Here is a 23,265-nt window from a genome sequence, read left to right as displayed (position 1 = left end):
CTAAAATTTGATGTTCGTTGTCTAACAAGCAAACTTAATTAAATTGTTGCGTTCACAAATTTTTATTTCGTAGAAAGTACAAAATCAGTAATATTATAACAAATTGTTTTTTTTTGTTTTTTTTTTTAAAAATTGGGTTAGATTTATAAAAAGACATATATTTGCAACCGCAAAAAGGAAATGTTGTTGCTTCATGCAAATTCCTCCTTAGCTCAGTTGGTTAGAGCATCTGACTGTTAATCAGAGGGTCCTAGGTTCGAGTCCTAGAGGGGGAGCAAACAACACTAATTAGATTTAGATTTTCTGAGTAAGCATTAAGGCCTATTTTCATTTATTGAAATTCCTCCTTAGCTCAGTTGGTTAGAGCATCTGACTGTTAATCAGAGGGTCCTAGGTTCGAGTCCTAGAGGGGGAGCAAGTCATCATTAAAAAACGGTTATACTTTCATAGTGTAACCGTTTTTGATTAAAAGACATCGTTCAACATCTTCAAAGATTAAAGAAGATCCTCCTGCAATTATTAGACCAGTTTAAAATAGTATTCACTTTTGTGTGTAGAAAATTATCTTGATTCTATCAATTGAATATTACAACGATCTTTCATAAACAAATACCTAAAAAATTGCTGTTTCAAATCATCGCACTATTTCATGTAGAAATTAGTTAACCAAAAATTCAGTTACCAAAGAATTGTTGATTCATTTTCAATGAGAGGAAGTTGATATTCATTATTTAAATGTTATTGTCAAAGGAGAATTGGTTTCTTTAGAAAGCGACGATATTGCCTAAATAAGAAACTGTACTGTAACTTTAGACAGTGGGAGAGCAAATTAAAATCATCATTGTCACAAGTTGTGGTTTTTGTGTTGATGGTCTTTCTTTGATTTATTTAATTCATATTGAAAGCTTATATTTGTGGGACTAAGCATAATGAAATGAACGAGAACTTAAACCCAGACAACGCAAATTTTTCTAACGACGAGTTAGATGTAGAAAGAAAGTTGCGTCCTCTGTCTTTTGATGATTTTACGGGTCAGGAGCAAGCAATAGAAAATCTTAAAATTTTTGTAGAAGCAGCTAATATTCGTGGAGAGGCTCTAGATCATACTTTGTTCCATGGGCCTCCGGGTTTAGGAAAAACTACTTTGGCACACATTTTAGCAAATGAGTTGAATGTAGGAATAAAAATCACGTCAGGTCCGGTTCTAGATAAGCCTGGAGATTTAGCAGGTCTGCTCACAGGGCTAGACGAGCGTGATGTTTTGTTTATTGATGAGATTCACCGATTGAGTCCCATTGTTGAAGAGTATCTGTATTCTGCTATGGAGGATTTTAAGATTGATATTATGATTGAATCAGGTCCCAATGCAAGAACAGTTCAAATCAATTTAGAGCCTTTTACATTGATTGGCGCCACAACACGTTCAGGTTTACTAACAGCTCCGATGAGAGCTCGCTTTGGAATTTCTAGTAGGTTACAATATTATGATACAGAGCTACTCAGTACAATTGTTCAAAGAAGTGCTCAAATATTGAAAGTGTCTACGAGTATGGAAGCAGCAATAGAAATAGCGGGACGAAGTAGAGGGACACCTCGTATAGCAAATGCATTGCTGAGAAGAGTTAGAGATTTTGCACAAATCAAAGGAGATGGTACGATCACGATAGAAATAGCGAAGTATGCGTTGAAAGCTTTAAATGTTGATACCTTTGGTTTGGATGAAATGGATAATAAAATTTTGACAACGATTATTCAGAAGTTTAAAGGAGGTCCCGTAGGGATAAGTACATTAGCCACTGCAGTAAGTGAAAATGCTGAAACCATTGAAGAAGTATATGAGCCTTTTTTAATTCAACAAGGTTTTATCATCAGAACACCTAGAGGTAGAGAGGTTACAGATTTAGCTTATCATCATTTAGAAATTACCAAACCAACAAATCAAGGGGAATTATTTTAAAATATAAAGATGATGAAGAGTTCTATTCCTGTCTTAGAGTGGTTTCCAAAGTATGACTTTAAGAAAAATTTAAAGTCTGATGTTATAGGGGGAATGACGGTAGGTATTGTTCTGATTCCTCAGGGCATAGCTTATGCTTTGATTGCAGGTTTGCCTCCTGTTTATGGTCTGTATACGGCCTTGTTTCCTCAGTTTATGTATATGCTTTTTGGTACTTCGAAAAGAGTAGCTGTTGGTCCTGTAGCTATGGACTCATTAATTGTAGCTGCTGGTATCTCAACGTTAGCCGTTGGTGGGACAGAAGCCTATATTGCTCTGGCTATATTGTTGGCATTTTGCGTGGGAGCTATACAGCTGTTGTTAGGAATTGGTAGATTGGGTTTTATCGTTAATTTTTTATCTAAACCTGTTATTAGCGGTTTTACTTCTGCAGCGGCTATTGTTATAGGTGTTAATCAAATAAAAAACTTGTCAGGCATACCTGTTGTAAGAAGCAATAGATTACAAGAAATCATTGTTTCTATCTATTCCCAATCAGATAAATTAGATACAGCTACGTTTTTTATAGGAATCACAACTATTGGAATCTTATTTCTTATCAAAAAGACAAAATCCAAAATACCAGGACCTTTGTTGGTTGTAGTTTTGGGTACTTTAAGTTTGTATTTTTTTCATACACACCTATCTCATGTTTCAGTTTTAGCATCGATTCCATCAGGCTTACCCTCTTTTGAATTCCCAAAAATCACTTATTCCTTAGTTTCGGAGATCATGCCCATAGCTTTTACGTTAGCAGTAATAGGTTTTTTAGAAACCATATCGATTGGTAAAGCATTAGAGCAAAGTTCAGATGATATGATGATTTCGCCCAACAAAGAGTTAATCGCTTTGGGAATGATGAATATTGTGGGTTCGATGTTCAAGTCGTATCCATCTACAGCAAGTTTTTCAAGGTCTGCAGTAAATGATGAAGCTGGCTCTAAAACAAGTTTAGCGGGTTTGTTTTCTTTGTTTATTGTTGTTATGGTGTTGTTGTTTTTAACGCCCTATTTTTATTATCTACCAAAAGCAGTTTTGGCGGGTGTTATCATAGTTTCCATAGTAAAGCTAATTGATTACGAGGAAGCCAAACGATTGTGGTTTTTGAATAAGAATGATTTTTGGATGTTGATTGCTACTTTTTCAGGGACTTTATTTTTAGGAATAAAAGAAGGGATAATTATTGGAGTAGTGTTGTCTTTGTCTATGTTGATAGCAAGAACCTCAAGGCCTCATGTAGCGGTGTTGGGTAGAATTCCGAACACTAATATTTTTCGAAATACGAATAGATTTGAAGGGGTAGAAATAGATAAAGAAATTTTGATTATTAGGTTTGATGCTAGGGTATATTTTGCAAATGCTAATTATTTTAGTGAGATTTTACAACACCATGTAAAGAAAAAAGGACCTAATTTGAAGCTTATTCTGTTGGATTGTGAATGCATCAATGGTATGGATAGTACAGCTATACAGATGATTGAATCAGATATAGATTGTTATCAAGACAAAGGGGTTGAAGTTTTTTTTTCTAACATAAAAGGCCCTGTAAGAGACATGCTAACAAGAAGTGGGATTGTTGATAAGATGGGCGCACAAAAGTTTTTTATCAACAATAATGATGCAGTAACTTATTTTAAAACAGGAAAGTTAGACCGAAATGAAGATTTAACAAATTATATTGGTCAAGCGAATACTTAGGCTTGATGCATTGGAGATAATAAGTCTGTGACTGATTTTACAGGGTTAAAGGTCTGGATCGGTACTTCTACGAAAACAGTCAGCCATTTGGACATACCACCATTCCATAACCCAGGAAGTTCTAGAGCTTTGATGGGCATTCCCTCCAGACTTTTGTTCGAAATAAAAACAGCATCATTGTCTACAAATTCTTTTAAATCAAATTTGTTACCTCTGTAATCTTTAAAAGAACAAACAATGTCAACAGGGTTAAAATGTGTTGATTGATGTAAAATGGCTAATTGATCTTTGTCGGCGGTATCAATTTGTGTACTTTCAACGATTTGTAAACAGTTTTCCTTTTTGTTTTTTTTCACCCAAAATGGACCTCCACCAGCATCTCCCTGATTTTTAATCATTCCACAAACTCTAATAGGTTTGTTTAGTAGATTAAATAAAAATTCTTTGTTCAAGTTTTCATTGCTGACTTCAATAGAGAAGTTCTTCTTTACAAAATCAACAACCTCAATTAAATTGATCTCATCGGGCTTGGTGTTGATTAAATTTAAGTATTTGTGGGTTTTTTCCTGTAAACAAAGAAGTTTTCCACCCAAAACTTGTTTGTGTTTAATCGTTTCTTCAATATGATTACGGTGGCATACATTGTCTATGTTTTTGATAAAAATAATGTCTGCATCCAAGTTATTTAGATTGTCAATCAAGGCTCCGTGACCCCCAGCTCTAAAAATGAATTTCCCATTTTTATTCTTGAAAGGCTTCAGGTTTTTATTTACTGCTATGGTATCTGTATTGGGGTTTTGGGTAGAGAAATTAATGTTAAACTTAACTGTTGAATACTCATTGTTAGCTTGGATGTAATCTTCAACTACTTTTTGGAATTCGTTTATAAAAAGTGGTTTTATTGTAAAATGCATATTGATTGTCTGATCTTTACTTATGCAGTAGTGCAGACTTTCTTCAATTTGTTCTTCTAAAGCAGATTTGTTATCAAAGTCATATTGATGAAATTTAATTAATGCTTTTGGGGTGTTGATATAATCTAATCCCTCTTTGTTTAGTATAAAATCTAAGAAGATTAGCTTGTTGGTTAGGTTACCTAAATGTTTGATTTCAGGATGTCTCTTGTTAAACTTAACCATCATTTCTTTGTAAAACGGGAAATTACGTAAGTTGTTAAAAAAGTACCGTGACATTTCATTTTTTCTCTTTGAGTTCAAAAGTTCGCTCAATCCTTTGAACATTCTTGATGCCATTCCTGAGGCTGGGGTAAACTTGTAGATGACTAAATTTTGCTTTTGAATGTTGTAAATATTTATCAATCTACTTTTTTCAACATCATCAATAGCTATAATTCCATCGTTGATGCTGGCAATCCTATCTATGATTAATTTAGGAGCGCCCTGCTTGTATGTGTTCAGTTGTTTGTCTAGTTGATCTTTAGAGATTCCTCTTATATCAATTTGTTTTTCTAATTCTTTTTCCAATTTCATAGATGTGTTGTTAAAAGATCCTATTCAATTCAAACGCAGTGCCTATAACTACAAGTGTAGCGCCAGCTTTGTGAATTTCATGGATCTTATTTTTGTCCTTAATTCCACCACCCACAATAATAGGAAGGTGGACAGTTTTATGGACTGCATTTATTACAGTTTTTTCTATGGCCTGTTTTGAACCACTCCCTGCTTCTAGGTAGAGTACTTTTTGGCCCATAAGTTGTCCTGCTAATGCAGTGTTTTTAATTAGTGATGTGTCTTTTGGGTCAATAGGTTTGGTCTTAGTAACGTTTAAGGTGCTGCTATTATTATCTTCGTTGATCAAAATGTACCCTGTTGAAACTACCTCTAAAGAAGTTTTGCGTAACAATGGAGCTGCTTTTACTTGTTGGTGAATTAGATATTCAGGGTTGTTACCAGAAATTAAATTTAAAAATAAAAGAGCATCAGCATGTTCTGTTAGATGTGTGTAATCTCCTGGGAAAAGTATGACAGGTTTGGTTGTGTGTTTTTGAATTTCTTTAGCAATAATTTCAGTTTGGTTACTGCCTACTATACTTCCGCCCAATAGCAAATAGTCTACAGGAGCTTTGTTGATTCTTTTACAAATATTATCCACAACGGGTACGGAAACTTTATCAGGATCTATCAAGACCGCAACAAGCTTTTTGTTTTGTAGTTGTGCTGTTTGTAATGTTTTAAGAAAGCTCATGATCAATGCTAGCGATGGCTAAAGAATAATTTTCAATTTGATGAAAACAAATATCGCATTTTTCTTTGAGTTCTGGTGTGTTGATTAAACCTTTTGCTTTTCTGGTGTTGAATTGAGATATCTTTAAATCATTCTTAAAACTCATGCCGCCACTAGGGTGTATTTTGAACATTGCTTCTTTGGCACCCCAGATAAGAGTCAGTTGTTGGATGTATTCATCGTTGGTTAGTTTTTTTTTATTAAAATCAGTAAATCTATTTTTTATGATTTTTATTTTGTCTCTGTTCTTTTCTATATCGATCCCTATCATTTTAGTTGAGATTCCAATTGCTGAGAATTCGTACGAATGCGAGATGGAGATGTGTTGGCCATTTTTTAGCAGAGGTTTTCCGTGTTCATTGTAAGTTAAGTCATCATCATTAAGGCGAATGAGTTGTAATAAATGACGAATACTCAAAAACCCTTTTTGATGTGAGGATGATTTCATTAAATTGACTCTATTTATACTGTTTTTAGATAGATATGTAGCCCTTAATTCATCAGTGGTCTCTGTTATTTTCCAAACAAAAACAGTGGTGTTTTTGTCAATCTTAATTGTTTTAAATAAAGGCATTTATTGTTGTAAGGATTTTGTAAATTTGCATGCTTAAAGCAACAAATATACTAATATGAGTTTAGAAACAGCATACGTTCCTTACAAAGTAAAGGACATCTCGTTAGCAGATTGGGGAAGGAAAGAAATCCATTTGGCTGAGGCTGAAATGCCAGGTTTAATGAGTCTTAGAGAAGAGTTTAAAGGTAAAAAGCCATTAGCAGGAGCCAGAATTGCAGGTTGTTTGCATATGACCATCCAAACAGCGGTGTTGATAGAAACTTTAGTAGACTTAGGAGCTGAAGTAACCTGGTCATCGTGTAATATTTTTTCAACACAAGATCAAGCTGCTGCAGCCATTGCTGATGCTGGAATTCCTGTTTATGCTTGGAAAGGTTTGAGTGAAGAAGAATTTGAGTGGTGTATTGAACAAACTATTTTCTTTGGAGAAGACAGAAAGCCACTTAATCTTATTTTAGATGATGGAGGAGATTTGACCAATATGGTGTTAGATAAATATCCAGAATTGGTTTCAGGTATCAAAGGTTTGTCAGAAGAGACAACAACAGGGGTTCATCGTTTGATTGAGAGAGTGAAAGCGGGTACATTACCAATGCCAGCAATCAATGTAAATGATTCTGTTACCAAGTCAAAATTTGATAATAAATATGGTTGTAAAGAATCTGCTGTAGATGCAATTCGAAGAGCTACTGATGTAATGATGGCCGGGAAAGTTGCTTTGGTTGCCGGTTATGGAGATGTTGGTAAAGGTACTGCTGCTTCTCTACAAGGAGCAGGAGCTAGAGTTATCGTAACAGAAATAGATCCTATTTGTGCTTTGCAAGCTGCGATGGATGGTTTTGAGGTCAAGAAAATGAATGACGCCATATCCAGAGCAGACATTGTAATCACCACAACTGGAAATAAAGATATAATAGTTGATCGTCATTTTAAAGCATTAAAAGACAAAGCTATTGTTTGTAATATTGGTCATTTTGACAATGAAATTGATATGGCTTGGTTAAACGGAAACTATGGTCATACAAAGGTAGAGATTAAGCCTCAAGTAGATCAGTACATGATTGACGAGAAAGAGTTTTTAGTATTGGCTGAGGGACGTTTGGTTAACTTAGGGTGCGCTACAGGTCATCCAAGTTTTGTGATGTCTAATTCTTTTACGAATCAAGTTTTAGCTCAGTTAGAGCTATGGAAAAATGCCGAGGCATACAAAAATGATGTATATACACTACCTAAACACTTAGATGAAAAAGTAGCTCGTTTGCACTTAGCCAAAATTGGTGTTGAACTAGATGTTTTATCTGAGGATCAAGCAAATTATATTGGAGTGACTGTAGAAGGTCCTTTCAAACCTGAATACTATAGATATTAGTCATTCATTATTCATAAAAAAAGCCTCACAAATAGTGAGGCTTTTTTTATGAATTGGTTTCTATTAGACTGAAAGAATATGTTTTGTTTGGGTCAGTTCACTAGTATCTTTACAATCTGCTGATAACGTTTCTAACCTTTTGTTAAGCGAAGGGTGTTTGTAATTCTTTGTGATTTCAATCATTGGAATCAAAACAAATTTGCGATCATGCATTCTAGGATGTGGTACTGTTAGTTGATCTGTATTAATAATGTTATCATTAAAAAAAATAATATCAATATCTAGTGGTCTGGCTTGGTACCCTGTTTTATTGTCTCTGTTTCTACCCAATTCAGTCTCAAAACTTAGTAATACTTCTATCAATCGGCTGGCTGTAAGTGGGGTCTCTAGTGCGATGGCAATATTGAAAAAATCATCACTCTCAAACCCCCATGCAGCAGTTTGGTAAACGGATGATATTTTTATTACTTTACCTATCGTGCCAATTTTGTGAATAGCATTCTGAAGGTTTTCTAATTTGTTTCCTAAGTTGGTGCCTAAAGATAAATAAACAATGTTCATAGATGGTTTAATCGTTTGGTAAAGAAATCAATTATATTTGTTTAATAAAAAATTAAAGCATGAATTTTATAAAAAATATTTTGTCATCGTTTGTTGCGATTTGGTTGGTTATCGTTGTTTTTATCTTACTAGGATTGGGTGTAGGAGTTTCTGTCGGTAGTGGCATGGTCAAGGAAGTGAAATCAAATTCAATATTAGAAATTGACTTATCTGGAGACTTAAAGGATTACAGTCCTGTTGAAATAGATCCTTTATCAGAACTGTTAAATATTAAAGAACAAGTTACGGGGTTTAATAATGTTTGTAAAGCAATTGACAAAGCTACGAATGATGATAATATTAAAGGGATTAGCATAAAAAATATCCCCGCTAATATAGGATTGGCTCAATTGACAGCATTGAGAAATATATTAGTTAAATTTCAAGAAAAGCATAAATTTATATATGCATATAATGATTCATATACACAGAAACAGTATTACTTGAGTTCAGTAGCAAACATGATTTCAATTGCTCCATTAGGTTATGTAGACTTAAAGGGATTACATTCGGAGGTTATGTTTTATAAAGATTTTCAAGAAAAATATGGTATAAAAATGGAGGTAATTAGGCACGGTAAATATAAAAGTGCTGTAGAACCTTTTATAGCCAATGAGATGAGTGATGCCAACAGGGTTCAGATTTCTGAATTGATTGCTGGTATATGGAATGAAATTTCAAGAGAGTTGACAACATCTCGAAATATTGATGTAGATACCGCTGTAGAAAAAATGTATGGAAGATCTGCCGTCACTTCGATTAAGCATGGTCTAGTGGACCTTTGTTTGTATCCTGATGAGTATGAAGACTATATTAAGGAGAAGTTAGCGGTACAAAAATTAGAGAAAATATCGATGACAGATTATATGGCAAATATTTCTCTATCAAGTCTTGTTGAAAAAACAAATCAGATAGCTGTAATCTATGCGCAGGGAGAAATACAGTATGGAGAAGGTTCTATTGATGTTATAGGTCAAAATAAAATGATTAGCTCTCTAGAAAAAGCAGCACAAGACAAGAATGTAAGTGCGATTGTATTGAGAGTTGATTCACCAGGGGGAAGTGCTTTGGCCTCAGATTTAATTTGGAATGCCGTTGAGAAAGCAAAAAAAGAAAAGCCTGTAGTGGTGTCTATGGGGAATTATGCGGCCTCCGGTGGGTATTATATTTCTTGTGGTGCGGATAGGATTTTTGCAGAGCCAACCACAATTACAGGTTCTATAGGTGTTTTTGGAATATTTCCAAATGGATCAGGATTGGCCAAAAAAATAGGGGTCAATTCTGAAGTGGTAAGTACACATGAAAACGGAGCCTATTACAGTGCTGTTTTACCTTTAGATAGTCGTTATAAGGTGCTAGTTCATCAGGGTATTGAAATGATTTATGACGAATTTTTAGACCGTGTATCTAAAGGAAGAAATATGTCTTTAGAAGAGGTAGATCGTATTGCTCAGGGTAGAGTTTGGACTGGTGCTAAGGCTCAAGAGTTGGGTCTGGTAGACGAAATTGGAGGTTTGTGGGAAGCTATCTGTTACGCAGCTAAAATAGCTGAAGTGACAGAATATAGTATCAAAGAGTTACCTAAGTATGAGATTGATTTTGGAGAGATGTTTGATTTTAATCCTTTTGCTAAAATACAGATTGATGGTTTTTTAGCTGAATTTAAATTGCAGGGTCTAGTTAATGCTAAAGATTTCATAAAAACTAAAGGGGTACAAGCTAGAATTCCTTTTGAATTGATGATTGACTAGTCTTTTCAGTTCTAGGTTTAATGTTTTTTAGATTTTAAATACTTTGCCACTTTCAGCCAGTTCAACATCATCAAATACTGTTTTGGCTTCAATCTTAAATTCGTCTAAGTTATTATATCTACTAGAATAATGTCCCAAAATTAAAGTTTTTACTTGGGCTGCTTTGGCTATTAATGCTGCTTCTTTCGCGGTACTGTGTTTGGTTTTTTCGGTTAAGTTCTTTTTATCTTCGAGGAAGGTAGATTCGTGATATAAGAAGCTAACACCTTTTAAAAGAGGAACAATATCTGGTTTGTAGGCAGTATCACTACAAAAAGCATAACTATGGGTGTGTCTAGGGGGTAGAGTTAAATCATCGTTTCCTAGAATAGTTCCATCTTGTTTTACAAAGTCTTTACCTTTTTTAAGATTGTGATAATCACAGATTTCAATTTCTGGTTCCATGGCAATATTCTCCATGTTTAATTTTCGTAGACTAGGTTTTTCTTCAAATAAAAACCCGTTGGTATATACTCTATGATTTAAGGGAATTGTAGATACTTTTATTTTTTTGTCTTCAAATATTATTTCACTTTCTTTGTTTTTTAACTCATGAAACAATAAAGGAAAAGAAGTCCAAGATTTAGATAATTTTAGTTGAAGTGTGATGATTTCTTTTATTCCTTTTGGGCCATAAATATTTAGTTCTGTTCTTCTGTCTAAAAGTCCAAATGTAGAAATGAGTCCAACCAAACCAAAAAAATGATCTCCATGCAAATGGGAGATAAAAATGTGTTTGATTTTTGCAAAAGGTATCTTTTGTTGTCTAAGTAAGACTTGAGTCCCTTCTCCACAATCGATTAAAATATGCCTTTCGTTTATTTTTAAATATTGTGCTGTGGGATGAGCATTGGTCCTCGGGGTGGCTGAGTGACAGCCTAATATGGTTAATTCAATACCCATTAAAAACCAAGATCTCTTGACATTTCATCCATGTCAATAATGTCGATAGCTTCCGTTAGGCTAGGGACTACATTTAGGATCTCACTAAAATCATCAGCATCAAAGGCAGAAAGTACAATTGCAAAAGATTTTTTTTGGTCTATTTGTTTTTTGGCAAATTCAACAAATAGGTTTATATCTTTTTTGGTAACCTCAATAGACGTGATGTCTAAAACAATGTTTTGGTTGTTATGATTTTCTAGTGCTTTAGAGCTTTTTTCAAAAAAAGTATTGAAGTCTATTTCTGCAGTGAATAAAGTGAATTTTTCGGAGAGCTTAATTTTCATAATTATTGTCTTATTTGTGAGGCTAATAGGTAGATACAGGCCATACGAACAGCTACTCCATTTTCAACTTGATTCAAAATGATTGCCTGGTCAGAATCTGCTACATCTGAAGTAATTTCGACACCTCTATTGATCGGTCCTGGATGCATAATTGTTAGCTCAGAGTCCATAGAATTTAATAACTCTTTATTTATTCCGTACAATTGAGTGTATTCTCTTGTTGATGGAAAAAATTTAACATCCATTCGCTCATTTTGAACCCGTAGCATGTTAGCAACATCAGCCCATTCTAATGCTTTTCTTAGATTTGTTTCAACGCTTACCCCCAAGCTTTCAATGTGTTTTGGAATGAGTGTTGTAGGTCCACAAACTTTCACTTCAGCTCCTTGAAGTTGAAGCGCATATATATTAGAGAGTGCGACACGAGAGTGTAAGATATCACCAACGATAACGATTTTTTTACCTGCCACCTCTCCAAACTTCTCTCTGATTGAAAATGAATCTAACAAAGCTTGTGTAGGGTGTTCATGTGTACCATCTCCCGCATTAATAATTTTTGTATTTACATGTTTCGCTAAGAATTCATGAGCTCCAACCTCAGGATGTCTCATAACGATGATATCTACTTTCATAGATAGAATATTGTTGACGGTGTCGATTAGAGTTTCTCCCTTTTTAACAGAAGAGCCTGAAGCAGAGAAATTAATCACATCAGCAGACAGACGTTTCTCTGCCAGTTCAAATGACAATTTGGTGCGAGTGCTGTTTTCAAAGAATAGGTTGGCAATTGTGATGTCTCTCAGCGAAGGAACTTTTTTAATTGGCCTATTTATTATTTCTTTAAAATTATCTGCGGTTTCAAATATTAAATCAATGTCTTGTTTAACTAGGTGCTTAATTCCTAATAGGTTGGGAACGCTTAAGGTCTTCATCTATTTCTCTTTCTTGTTAATAATATAAACAGCATCTTTTGTTGTCTCTTCACTCAAGTTTACCAAAACTTTTTCTTCGTTTATTACATCTACAGTCGCTCCTTTGTAATCGGGTTGAATAGGTAAATGTCTACTAAAGCGTCTATCGATGAGAACCAACAGCTCGACTTCCGCTGGTCTTCCGTAAGATTGTATTGCAGTTAAAGCTGCGTTAATACTTCTTCCAGAAAATAAAACATCATCAATAAAAACCACTTTTTGGTTTTCTACTAAAAAGTTAATTTCAGTAGAATTTGCATTTAAGAGTTCATCTCTGCGTCTAAAATCGTCACGATAAAAAGTGATATCTAATTTGCCCAGTTTGATGTTCTTTACCTTGTAGTCATTGGTCAAAACAGAGGCTATCCTTTCAGCAAAATGTGATCCTCTAGGTTGTAGTCCAATCAAGACTGTGTTAGAAAAATCACCATGATTTTCAATGAGTTGGCAAGCCAATCGTTGAATGATTATCTGTATTTTTTTTGAATTTAGCAGTATTTTGTCACTCATAAGACATCAGAAAATTGTTATTACAAATATAGTTTTTTTGTTGATTAATTTGTTAAAAAGATTTAGACTCCTTGGTTTAACATCTCATTTCTCTTTTTTATATTTATGTGTATCTAACGGAGTTTACTCTAAACAAAAGAAAAGGAGATGGCGTCATTATCAAAATTTGAAGAGATGCTCAAAACGAATGAAGTGTATTTTTTTGACACGACTGATTTTGAGGAAATTATTCATTATTACTTAGATAACGGAAATACTTCCATGGCGAAGAAAGCAGTTTTTCTAGCTTTAGATCAACACCCCGATTCCGTGGACATCAAACTGATTCAAGCTGAAATCATGGTGTTTGAAGATAAATTAACCGATGCAAGAAGCTTATTAGACGGTTTGTTGGCTGTATATCCTTATCATGAGGAAGTCTACATTCAAATTGCGAACCTACTATCCAAAGAAGATAAACATAAAGAATCCATTGCTTACTTAAAAAGAGCAAAAGAGTATACAGATGATTTGGCTGATGTTTCAGTATTGTTGGGGATGGAGTATTTGTATTTGGATGACTATGTGAAATCTAGAGCGCATTTCTCGGTATGTTTAGATTTAGATATTGAGGATTATCAGGCTCTGTACAATATCATTTATTGTTTTGAAATGGAATCGGCTCATTATGAGGCCATTTCTTTCTTAGAAGATTATATAGATAAAAATCCTTATTGTGAAGTTGCATGGCATCAATTGGGGAGACAATATTTTGTGCTTAAAGATTATAAAATGGCTTTAAGAGCATTTGATTATGCTGTGATCATAGATGAAAATTTCATTGGTGGTTACATTGAAAAAGCAAAAACGTTAGAAAAATTAGATAGATTTGATGATGCTATAGATAGTTATAAAATCACATTGAGTTTAGACGACCCAACTGCTTACGCATATCTACAGATAGGAGAGTGCTACAAGAATAAAAATAATGCGACCAAAGCTATTTATTACTATAAAAAGGCTTTGCATGAGGATCCTCTTTTAGATAAAGGTTGGTTTTTGTTATCTGTTTTATGTCATGAAGAAAAAACTTATGATAAAGCTTTACATTACCTAAACAAAGCTATTGCATTAGATGAGGGAAATGTGGTCTATTGGAGGGCCTGTGCGGAAATCAATTTACAATTAAATTTCCTTGAAGAAGCTACGGAAGCATTTGAGAGGGTGATCGAGCTAGATGATTCAGGAATAGAGGTTTGGATTTTATTGGCTGATGCTTGGCTTTCTGCTCAAGACCTACACAGGTCTTTAAATGTCTTGATAAGAGCTAAAAAACAACATCACAACTGTGCTGAAATTGAATATAGGTTAGGCTGTTTGTTTCTGATGACTAGCAAAAATAAAGAAGGGTATTTGCATTTAAGAAATGCATTGAGTTTGGACTACGAATACCATCAGGTTGTAAAAACACTTTATACACAAGTCTTTGAGGATGAAAAAGTGAAAAGAATGGTTTTAAATTGTTTGAAGAATTAGTATTTAAAATTACATTTGCTCAAAACTCTTTCAATGGACAGGACAATTAAAGATTACGCTATTATTTCTTTGAAAGGAGCACTCATGGGAGCTGCAGATGTTGTGCCTGGAGTCTCTGGAGGGACTATTGCTTTTATTTCGGGTATATATGAGGAATTACTTGTGACCATCAGCAATTTCAATTTGTCATTACTTAAGCTATACAGGAAACAAGGTTTTAAGGCAGCTTGGCATCAGTCAAATGCAAGCTTTTTAGTTTCTCTTTTTCTAGGTATAGCGATAAGCGTGATTTCCTTAGCCAAAGGAATTTCATTTTTATTACTAAATTATCCAACATTGGTTTGGGGCTTCTTTTTCGGATTGGTTGTTGCGAGTATATTTTATATCGGCAAACAAGTAGAATATTGGAGGGTTCAAGAAATTGTTGCTTTGCTTTTATCGGGAGTCATTGCCTACATTGTTACTATTGCGGAACCAATGATTGGTAATCATGTTTCCCTATTTTTCTTTTTTTTAGCTGGAGTTTTAGCCATTTGTGCCATGATTTTACCTGGAATATCAGGGGCTTTTATCTTGGTTTTATTAGGAGCCTATGAGCCCGTTCTAACTGCAATTCATACTAAAGATTTATTCGTGATCTCAATTGTTGGATCAGGATGTATTGTTGGTTTGTTGATGTTTTCTAGAGTGTTAAAATGGATGTTTTCTAATTATAAAAATAGAACTTTGGTGGTGTTGACTGGCTTTGTCGTGGGTTCTTTGAACAAAATTTGGCCATGGAAACAAACAATTAGCACAAGAATTAATTCTAAAGGGATAGAAGTACCTGTATTGCAGAAAAGTATATTGCCTACTGATTGTTGTGCAAATACTGAATTCATCACTGTAGTGTTTTTGGCAGTTTTTGGTTTTTTTCTAATCCTTGGTTTGGAAAAGTTAGCAAGTGATAAATCTTAAATATGGCTCCTAAATCAAGTTTTTTGTATCACTTACTTCTTTTTTTGAAAGGAGGATTGATGGGAGTTGCAAATAAAGTGCCAGGGGTTTCAGGGGGAGCAGTTGCTTACGTCTTAGGTTTTTATAGTGAGTTGATTTATTCTTTTCCAAAAATAAATGCAAAAGCTTTCAGATTGTTATTGAATGGAAGGCTCAAAAGTTTTTTTCATTACATCAACGCCAAATTTTTAGTTTCAATTTTGGGAGGCGTAGTATTTAGCTATTTTACCATTTCGAAACTACTAGATTATTTTTTAAAGCACTATGAGCTTCGAGTTTGGTCTCTGTTTTTTGGGATGATTATAGGTTCCGGAATCTATTTGATAAAGAAATATGAAGGTTGGGAGTTTAGAAGTTATCTTTATTTGGGGTTAGGAGTGCTTACAGGTATTGCGATTACGTTTATTCATCCAACCCATGTCAATGAGAACCTGTGGTTTGTTTTCTTTTGTGGTGTTATTGGAGTGTCAGGGATGACCATACCAGGTTTGTCGGGTTCTTATATTCTTATGTTGATGGGAAATTATACCTTTTTATTGGTTGACTCAGTAAATGTTCTTACTGATTTTTTGTTTAGCTTCTTTCTAAGAGATGCCTTTTATTTTAATGAAATCACCCAAAAATATGTTTTAGTTATTTTGGTCTTTACTTTAGGCTCCATTTTTGGTTTGATTTTCTTTTCGAAACTATTGGTTTTTATTCTAAGAAAATGGAGTAAGGTAGTTAATGCTTTAATTATTGGTTTTATTATAGGATCTCTTGGTGCTGTTTGGCCATGGAAAGAAAAGATATACATACAAAATCAAAATGAAACTTTACTAGGAGTGTATCCAAGAGAGGTAGTCGCTGGTTTTCATAAATACTTACCGAATATAACTTCTTCAGAAACTTGGATGGCATTTTTGTTTGTGTTTTTAGGAGTGTTTTTAGTAATCTGTATAGAACGTTTGTCAAAAATAAATTAATCAATAGGAATGGAAAAGGTAACTTTTGGTCTGGTAGGTAAAAATATTTCATACTCTTTTTCTAGAGGATATTTCAAAAAGAAATTTGAATCGATGGAACTAAAAAATCATCATTATGTAAATTTTGATTTACAAGAAATAACTCTATTGAGGGATATCATTAAGGCAAGACAAGATGGATTGAACGGGATGAATGTTACTATTCCATACAAGCAAGAAGTGCAGCCCTTTTTAGATGAAATAGATGATGATGCTAAAGAAATTGGAGCCGTAAATACCATTAAATTTCATAAAGATGGTAGGGTTATAGGTTATAATACCGATGTTTATGGTTTTCAAAACTCTTTGAAGCCTTTTTTAAAACCTCATCATAAAAAAGCTCTAATCTTAGGGACTGGAGGTGCTTCGAAAGCTGTTGCTTTTGCTTTAAAAAAATTAGGAATCAATTTTAAATTTGTTTCAAGAACAGCGGGTCATCAAAACTTGACTTATGAACAGTTGAATCAAGAAATCATAAAAGATCATACCGTAATTGTAAATTGTTCTCCTTTAGGAACTTTTCCCGATGTTCATCAAAAACCAAATCTACCATATGATTATATTACATCAAAACACTTGTTGTTTGATTTGATTTATAATCCGTCAGAAACTTCGTTTTTACGCTTAGGTAAACAGCAAGGTGCAGAGGGAATCAATGGTTTACACATGTTAGAATTACAGGCAGAAAAATCTTGGGATATTTGGAATAGTTAATTTGTAAAACAGGGGTTTATTTGTTTGGATACAGACGATTATAAAATCATTAACTTGTAAAACTTTAGCTATTGCCTGTGACTCCTAAATTTAGTCATTTTTTGGAATGAAAATAAGATGAAATGAAAAAGAGGTTATAGGTCATTGTAGAGTAAGTTTTCTGAAGCCATGATTAGTGCTAGGTTATTCAATTTTTCTCTACACCAGAATAGTAAATCAAAATATAAAGATCATCATAAATATGGAAAATAAAACTCAATCAATAGATTACAAAGCAATGTCATTAAATGATTTAGTTCAAAGTTTAACGACCTTAATTGAAGGAAAACCAATACAAGAAATTAAAGAGCAAGCAAGCATAATAAGGTCTTCTTTTTATTATCAATATAATGAACAATTAGAAGCTGCAAAAAGTTTATTTATTCAAGATGGAGGTAATGAAATTGACTTTGAGTATTCACAACCTATCCAGACCGAATTCAAGAGTTTGTGGAAATCATATGTAGAGAAGAAAAATAATTTTTACAGAAAGTTATCGATGGAGTTAGAGGATAATTTAGTAAAAAGGGAAGACATCATTGCATCTATTAAGACTTTAGTTGATCAAGGAGAGGTTTCAAAAACGTATCAAGAGTTTCAGCAACTTATGTCAGATTGGAAAGGTATAGGTGCCGTGACTTCAGATAAGTATCAAGAAACTTGGGGAAATTATCACTTGTATGTAGAGCAATATTATGATCTACTTCATATAAATAGTGACTTGAGGGCTATTGATTTTAAGTATAATCTAGAAGCAAAGCAAAAAATCATCACACATGCTAAGAGTTTGTTAAGTCATACCGATCCTCAACATGCTTTTAATGAACTACAAATGTTACACAAAGTTTGGAAGGAAGAAACAGGACCTGTTGCCAAAGAGTTTAGAGAAATCATTTGGGAAGAGTTTTCTACTTTGTCTAACGAAATAAATCGCAGAAGAGCATTGATGCTTGAAGAATTGAAGGCAGAGGAAGAAAACAACTTAGCGCAAAAATTGATAAAAATTAATGAAATCACTTCTTTTGATTTTTCAAAAAATAAATCTTTTGGGGATTGGAAAAAAAGTATTGAAATTTTTGACATTTTAAAGAAAGAATTTTTGTCAATTGGTAAAGTTCCAAAAAATAAGAATAAAATGATTTGGGACACTTTTAAAGAAGCTACTAGAGCCTTCAATACGGCAAAGAATCAATACTTCAAGGAAGTTAAAGCTTCACAAAGTAAAGCTGTATTAGCAAAAAAGGCTTTGATAGAAGAAGCAAAGGTTTGGAAAGATTCCGAACATTTTGATGAAGCTACAGAGGTGTATAAAAGGATACAATCCTCTTGGAAAAAGATTGGGTTTGTACCAAGAAAGCAGGCGGATCAATTGTGGAAAGAGTTCAGAGGAATTTGTGATGCCTATTTCGAGAGATTAAATACTGTCAAGAAAGATGGTACTTTAGAGGAACAAGAAAATTTTAAAAATAAGGAGACTTTTTTATTGAAGATAGAAAATGAGGAAATCAATGTTGATAATTATAAAGAGTTCTTAAAAGATTGGTTAGACCTTGGTTCAGTTCCCTCTCAAAAAAACAAAATAGATCAAGATATTTTAAACGCAATTACACATAAAATGGTTTTCCTAGAGGAAAACATAGACAGGGATTTCATAGAGTATCAGTTAAAGATGTCCTACTTATTTGCTATTGATAGTAAAAAGCTAGGCACTGAATACAATCATTTAAGAACAGATATAGATCGTTTTACAAAAGACTTAAAGCAGTTAGAAAACAATCTAGGGTTCTTTTCTAACAGTAAGAAGAGTAATCCCCTGCTAGAAAGAGCAATGGCATCTATTGAGCTAGAAAAAAACAAATTGCAACTGGCTAAGAAAAAGATGAAATACTTAAAATCACTTCAATAAATATTGGAGTGATTTCATACTCTATTGTTTTAATAATTTCTTTCTAATCCTACTTAGTTGTATTGGAGTAATTCCCAGGTGTGAGGCAATTTGGTATTGAGGAATAAGTTGATCAATGTTTTTTATCGTTTCTCTCAGGATCAAATAGCGTTCTGTAGCATTTTTAGATAGTAGATCAATTAGAGATTTTTCTAAATTTGTATATTCTATTTCTAGTGCTTTATACATAAATTCCCCAAAAACTGGATATTCGTTTCTTAATTCAGCAAGATGGTCTACAGTAATTTCTGCAACTACAATATCACTGAGAGCTTGGCATGCAATTTGGGCAGGTTCTTTGTCCATCGCTGATTTTAGCGATCCTGCCAATTGTCCCGGAGCTTTGATAGATTTGTTGATCTCACTACTTTGAAGCTTCATATAAGTCCTTGTAATCCCGTCAATAATAAAAAACAACTTATTGTTAACAGCTCCTAGTTCCGAGAGGTGTTCTCCGTTTTTATAAGACTTGACATGGACAGAGCTGAGGAGTTTTTTAAGGATCTCTTCTGGCAGTGGATATATGTTGTTAATGAAGTTTAAAAATAATTCCATAGTAGTTGATGATAGAATGTGTCCTTAACAAATGTATATTATTTTAAGTAACAATCCACGTAATCAGTAAACAAATGGAGTAAAAATCCCAACGCTAATAAATTTGTTTTTTTAGGGTATAATAATATCAAATAACCAATGAAAGCATAGGTAGAATGCATAAAATGAAATCCTATACTACATCTGTTGGGGTCAAAAATTGGATTTGCTAGTAAGTGATCTAAATCGATGAGCATTGTTGACAGTAAGATGATCCAATTTCGCTTCCATTTCTTCGGATTGTACAAATAAGCAATAATTATAGGAAATAAAAAATGGAGTCCATAATGGATAAAAAACCTACTAGATAACATGTTTTAAATTTAGATTTTCTAAATACATACTTGCATTAGGACCTTCCATGAACAGTAGATCTAGTACGCTCAAATTTTCTATAAATCCATATTTGTGATCAAACATTTGAACGTATTTAGGAAAATTAATTTCTAGTTCTTTTTTAGTAGCTATCCATCCTCTGATGTCTATTCTGTTGGAATGGTCATGTAAGAACTTGTCTGTTTGTGTGAATGGCCTTGTTTCTTGCAAAGCATCCATAATAAAGTCGTTTGTTTTTTTAAGTAATTCCCATAAATACTTATGTTTTGTGGTAAAAACCTCCATCAAATCACTTTCATAATATTCATAAAAAGGAGAAGTTCTGTATGCTGATTGTAGTGATCTTAAATGATTTTTTTGCCAATCCTCATCATAGCTTAATTCTACTTCTGTAATGTTTTTTTTTACTCCCTTAGCCCCTTTGATAGGAATGTTTAGGAGTAGTTTTCCGTTTGCACTATAGATATAGCAACGTGTTTGGTAGGTTTGTTTCATGAAGCTACCCTGTGTTTCAAACTCAGTCGTATTTGCCTGTAGAACAGCAGCATAATGAGCTATGGGAGCAAAGTATGCGGGCTGTACCAAAAGGTTTGCTATCATAATGTTATTTTCTTCGTTTTATAACTTCTTTCCCTACGTAGTATAAACCAAGTGATATTAAGAAATAAATAAAATATGATTTAGGAGCTCCTTCGCCTCCAACGGTGGTAAATAATCTTTCCCATCTGATTTTTTTGTTGATTGCAGTTTCATTTTGGTCTAAACTCATCCAAATGAATACAGGCTTTCCTACCACATGGTCAAAAGGGGTATAGCCCCAATAGCGAGCATCTAAAGACCCCTGTCTATTATCTCCCATCATCCAAAAATAGTCCTGTTTAACGGTGTATTTGTTTGTCTTTATCCCATTGATATAGATGGTGCCATCCTTCTCGATGTTAAAGTCATTTTTTTCGTATTCACTTATTATTCTTTCATAAAAAGGAATTGTTTTTTTGTTTAGTTTTAACACATCTCCTTTGGCGGGTATGTATATGGGTCCAAAGTTATCTTGACTCCAACTGTACATAGGAGAGTGTGGAAATATACTGGGGTCGAATGATCCTTTAGGTTCAATGTTTCTTTTGATAGAAATGACTTCAGGAGTCTGTTTCATTAGTAAAGCATGCTCTTTGTCTAAATTGATTCTATAGGTAGTTTCAACGTTTTTAATATTTTCGTCTGTAAGGTTTAGATCTCTCTTTAATTGATGTAAGGCTTCTTTTGTTGGTATGCCAAACCTATTGTGTTTTGATGTTTTTAGTCTAATACAATACAAGTCCTCTTTTTTATTTTCTTCAATATTCTCTAATCCTAAAATATAGTAAGGGTTATAAATAGGGGTACTGGATCCCTCTGGGATGTAATTGTGTTTGTTTTTTTCTAAGCCTGCTAGCGTTTTTACTTGATTTAAGTTCAAGTATAAATCGTTAACACATTCAACATTCCATTCATTTGGATTTACTCCATAGGTACTGTATATTTTCTTAGCGTCTAAAAGTTCTCTTGTTTTTACAGTATAGTAGAATTGAGGTTTTGCCCTGTCTGGCAATGTAGTTCTTTCTCCATTGATAAAAATGTAACCATTTTTAATTTCTAGGCTATCTCCAGCAACACCTACGCAACGTTTTACATAGTTGGTCTTTTTATCTATGGGTTTGTAGGTAAATTTGTTAGAGTTATCTCCCCACATTAGTGCTAAGGAGTCAGAAGGCCAATTGAATACTACAATTTCATTTCTTTTAATATCTTGAAAACCAGGCAGTCTCATGTATGGTAACTCAATTCCTTTGACATAGGATCTTATTCCAGTTCCAGGAATTGAATCATGAACCATGGGCAATGAAACTGGGCTGACAGGAACTTTGGCTCCATAGTGAAATTTACTCACAAACAGGAAATCACCTATAAGTAAAGATTTTTCTAATGATGAGGTTGGAATAGTAAAAGGTTGCATGATGTATGTATGTACAAAAGTTGCCGCAGCTATTGCAAAAGTGATAGAGCTAATCCATTCTCCAGTTTTACTTGCTGGTAGTGTGCTTCGATTGGCATTATATTTTAATTCTTCTATAATCACATAGTTCAAATAAAAATTATAGAACCCTAAAGACAAAATGGCTAGCCAAGTATCTTTTGTGTCAAATTTTCTAAAACTACGAGCAATTTCCACCCAAATCACTGGAAATATCAGCAGGTTGATAACAGGGATGAACAATAAAATAACCCACCATTTAGGCCTGTTTATAATTTTCATCAAGACCACAGCGTTATAAACTGGAATCAAGGCTTCCCATGATTTTCTACCTGCTTTTTGATATAGTTTCCAAGTAGCAGAAAAGTGTAATACTTGAATAATTAAAATAAATACAATCCAGTTCATTTGTTTGTTTTTATATTATAGTCCTAATACATCTCTCATAGAAAAAACACCAGGTTTTCCAACCAACCATTCCGCTGCTATTACTGCTCCTAAAGCGAAACCTTGTCTGTTGTGTGCGGTATGTTTTATCTCAATACTGTCTACCTCTGAAGTGTAGTCTACGGTATGAGTTCCAGGAACTTCTGGACTACGAATTGCTTTGATAGGAATGTTCGATTCCTCTATTGCTCCATCTACTTCCCATCCTTCATATTTCGTATGTTCAATAACACCTTCAGCTAAAGTGATTGCAGTTCCACTTGGCTCATCTAGTTTTTGTTTGTGATGAATTTCTTCCATACTCACATCATATTGAGAGAGGTTTTTCATCATCTTAGCCAAATGTTGATTGAGTTCAAAAAAGATATTCACGCCTAAACTAAAGTTAGAGGCATAAATAAATCCTCCTTTTTTTTCGTTACATAGCGCAACCATATTGTCATATTCTGCCAACCAACCAGTTGTTCCTGAAACAACAGGTACATTGTTGTTGAAACAGTTTGAAATATTCTTTACTGCTACAGAAGGAATACTAAAATCTATAGCAACATCAGCTAAGGTAATGTCATATTCTTTGGTGTTTTCATCTACCTTAACCACAATTTCATGTCCTCTACTCACAGCTATTTTCTCAATAGTCTGTCCCATTTTTCCGTATCCTAGTAATGCTATCTTCATTC

At 33.7% G+C, this 23,265-nt stretch carries 22 protein-coding genes and 2 tRNA genes; 11 read left to right on the top strand and 13 right to left on the bottom strand.

Annotation, left to right across the window (positions count from 1 at the left end; all coding sequences use genetic code 11):
• The first annotated feature begins 201 nt into the window (after positions 1–201).
• The 4 genes from ABF281_RS05070 to ABF281_RS05055 all read left to right on the top strand — a co-directional run bounded on the left by ABF281_RS05070 (position 202) and on the right by ABF281_RS05055 (position 3,694).
• Positions 202–275 (top strand) — tRNA-Asn (locus tag ABF281_RS05070).
• Between the two features lie 66 nt (positions 276–341).
• Positions 342–415 (top strand) — tRNA-Asn (locus ABF281_RS05065).
• A 519-nt stretch (positions 416–934) separates the two neighbouring features.
• On the top strand, positions 935–1,957 hold the full coding sequence (gene ruvB, locus ABF281_RS05060; RefSeq protein ID WP_347180601.1) for a Holliday junction branch migration DNA helicase RuvB: 1,023 nt from the start codon (positions 935–937) through the stop codon (positions 1,955–1,957).
• A gap of 9 nt (positions 1,958–1,966) precedes the next feature.
• A complete protein-coding gene (locus tag ABF281_RS05055) occupies positions 1,967–3,694 on the top strand; it encodes a solute carrier family 26 protein (protein ID WP_347180600.1) in 1,728 nt (575 codons plus the stop codon).
• On the opposite strand, the gene ABF281_RS05050 is transcribed toward ABF281_RS05055, so the two are convergent.
• Genes ABF281_RS05050 through ABF281_RS05040 form a run of 3 tightly spaced genes read right to left on the bottom strand, consistent with a single transcriptional unit; the run spans position 3,691 to position 6,512 of the window.
• Positions 3,691–5,184: a DUF4301 family protein gene (locus ABF281_RS05050; RefSeq protein ID WP_347180599.1), complete on the bottom strand. Its 1,494-nt coding sequence runs from the start codon at positions 5,182–5,184 to the stop codon at positions 3,691–3,693. The two genes, ABF281_RS05055 and ABF281_RS05050, sit on opposite strands and share 4 nt — an antisense overlap.
• Positions 5,185–5,194: 10 nt before the next feature.
• Entirely contained in the window at positions 5,195–5,899 is a 705-nt protein-coding gene (locus tag ABF281_RS05045) for a geranylgeranylglyceryl/heptaprenylglyceryl phosphate synthase (RefSeq protein WP_347180598.1), read from the bottom strand.
• Entirely contained in the window at positions 5,886–6,512 is a 627-nt protein-coding gene (locus tag ABF281_RS05040) for a 4'-phosphopantetheinyl transferase superfamily protein (protein ID WP_347180597.1), read from the bottom strand. Before ABF281_RS05040 ends, ABF281_RS05045 begins: the two co-directional genes overlap by 14 nt.
• A 55-nt stretch (positions 6,513–6,567) precedes the next feature.
• On the opposite strand from ABF281_RS05040, the gene ahcY reads away from it, so the two are divergent.
• On the top strand, positions 6,568–7,881 hold the full coding sequence (gene ahcY / locus ABF281_RS05035; protein ID WP_347180596.1) for an adenosylhomocysteinase: 1,314 nt from the start codon (positions 6,568–6,570) through the stop codon (positions 7,879–7,881).
• A gap of 63 nt (positions 7,882–7,944) precedes the next feature.
• On the opposite strand, the gene folK is transcribed toward ahcY, so the two are convergent.
• Entirely contained in the window at positions 7,945–8,442 is a 498-nt protein-coding gene (gene folK, locus ABF281_RS05030; RefSeq protein WP_347180595.1) for a 2-amino-4-hydroxy-6-hydroxymethyldihydropteridine diphosphokinase, read from the bottom strand.
• Between the two features lie 59 nt (positions 8,443–8,501).
• On the opposite strand from folK, the gene sppA reads away from it, so the two are divergent.
• Positions 8,502–10,232, top strand: a complete 1,731-nt coding sequence (sppA, locus tag ABF281_RS05025) for a signal peptide peptidase SppA (RefSeq protein WP_347180594.1) — start codon at positions 8,502–8,504, stop codon at positions 10,230–10,232.
• Between the two features lie 27 nt (positions 10,233–10,259).
• On the opposite strand, the gene ABF281_RS05020 is transcribed toward sppA, so the two are convergent.
• Genes ABF281_RS05020 through pyrR form a run of 4 tightly spaced genes read right to left on the bottom strand, consistent with a single transcriptional unit; the run spans position 10,260 to position 12,981 of the window.
• On the bottom strand, positions 10,260–11,174 hold the full coding sequence (locus ABF281_RS05020) for a ribonuclease Z (RefSeq protein WP_347180593.1): 915 nt from the start codon (positions 11,172–11,174) through the stop codon (positions 10,260–10,262).
• Positions 11,174–11,500 (bottom strand): ribonuclease Z, encoded by a 327-nt coding sequence (locus ABF281_RS05015; RefSeq protein ID WP_347180592.1) that lies wholly within the window; start codon positions 11,498–11,500, stop codon positions 11,174–11,176. The genes ABF281_RS05020 and ABF281_RS05015 overlap by 1 nt, the downstream gene beginning before the upstream one ends.
• A 2-nt stretch (positions 11,501–11,502) precedes the next feature.
• A complete protein-coding gene (locus ABF281_RS05010) occupies positions 11,503–12,432 on the bottom strand; it encodes an aspartate carbamoyltransferase catalytic subunit (RefSeq protein WP_347180591.1) in 930 nt (309 codons plus the stop codon).
• Positions 12,433–12,981, bottom strand: a complete 549-nt coding sequence (pyrR, locus tag ABF281_RS05005; RefSeq protein ID WP_347180590.1) for a bifunctional pyr operon transcriptional regulator/uracil phosphoribosyltransferase PyrR — start codon at positions 12,979–12,981, stop codon at positions 12,433–12,435. It lies immediately after the preceding gene.
• A 147-nt stretch (positions 12,982–13,128) separates the two neighbouring features.
• Between pyrR and ABF281_RS05000 the strand changes: the two genes are divergently transcribed.
• From ABF281_RS05000 to ABF281_RS04980, 5 genes are all read left to right on the top strand, one after another.
• Positions 13,129–14,496, top strand: coding sequence for a tetratricopeptide repeat protein (locus ABF281_RS05000; RefSeq protein WP_347180589.1), 1,368 nt, complete (start codon positions 13,129–13,131; stop codon positions 14,494–14,496).
• A 33-nt stretch (positions 14,497–14,529) separates the two neighbouring features.
• Positions 14,530–15,453, top strand: a complete 924-nt coding sequence (locus tag ABF281_RS04995; protein WP_347180588.1) for a DUF368 domain-containing protein — start codon at positions 14,530–14,532, stop codon at positions 15,451–15,453.
• A 2-nt stretch (positions 15,454–15,455) separates the two neighbouring features.
• Positions 15,456–16,457, top strand: coding sequence for a DUF368 domain-containing protein (locus tag ABF281_RS04990; protein ID WP_347180587.1), 1,002 nt, complete (start codon positions 15,456–15,458; stop codon positions 16,455–16,457).
• Between the two features lie 9 nt (positions 16,458–16,466).
• Positions 16,467–17,210, top strand: coding sequence for a shikimate dehydrogenase (locus ABF281_RS04985; protein ID WP_347180586.1), 744 nt, complete (start codon positions 16,467–16,469; stop codon positions 17,208–17,210).
• A 241-nt stretch (positions 17,211–17,451) separates the two neighbouring features.
• Complete coding sequence (locus ABF281_RS04980; protein ID WP_347180585.1) at positions 17,452–19,155, top strand: DUF349 domain-containing protein; 1,704 nt, start codon at positions 17,452–17,454, stop codon at positions 19,153–19,155.
• 21 nt (positions 19,156–19,176) lie between these two features.
• Here ABF281_RS04980 and ABF281_RS04975 read toward each other — a convergent pair whose 3' ends face one another.
• From ABF281_RS04975 to dapB, 5 genes are read right to left on the bottom strand one after another with little or no spacing between them, the layout of a single operon-like run.
• Entirely contained in the window at positions 19,177–19,749 is a 573-nt protein-coding gene (locus ABF281_RS04975; RefSeq protein ID WP_347180584.1) for a Crp/Fnr family transcriptional regulator, read from the bottom strand.
• 38 nt (positions 19,750–19,787) lie between these two features.
• Positions 19,788–20,102, bottom strand: a complete 315-nt coding sequence (locus ABF281_RS04970) for a DUF6122 family protein (RefSeq protein WP_347180583.1) — start codon at positions 20,100–20,102, stop codon at positions 19,788–19,790.
• Complete coding sequence (locus tag ABF281_RS04965; RefSeq protein WP_347180582.1) at positions 20,092–20,724, bottom strand: WbqC family protein; 633 nt, start codon at positions 20,722–20,724, stop codon at positions 20,092–20,094. Before ABF281_RS04965 ends, ABF281_RS04970 begins: the two co-directional genes overlap by 11 nt.
• A 4-nt stretch (positions 20,725–20,728) precedes the next feature.
• Positions 20,729–22,546 (bottom strand): signal peptidase I, encoded by a 1,818-nt coding sequence (gene lepB, locus ABF281_RS04960; RefSeq protein ID WP_347180581.1) that lies wholly within the window; start codon positions 22,544–22,546, stop codon positions 20,729–20,731.
• A 15-nt stretch (positions 22,547–22,561) separates the two neighbouring features.
• Complete coding sequence (gene dapB / locus ABF281_RS04955) at positions 22,562–23,263, bottom strand: 4-hydroxy-tetrahydrodipicolinate reductase (RefSeq protein WP_347180580.1); 702 nt, start codon at positions 23,261–23,263, stop codon at positions 22,562–22,564.
• Between the last annotated feature and the right edge of the window lie 2 nt (positions 23,264–23,265).

It is taken from the genome of Wenyingzhuangia sp. (assembly GCF_039768515.1).
Classification (GTDB): domain Bacteria; phylum Bacteroidota; class Bacteroidia; order Flavobacteriales; family Flavobacteriaceae; genus Wenyingzhuangia.
The sequence above is the reverse complement of the archived record's forward strand: the minus strand, read 5'-3'. Positions and strand labels throughout refer to the sequence as shown.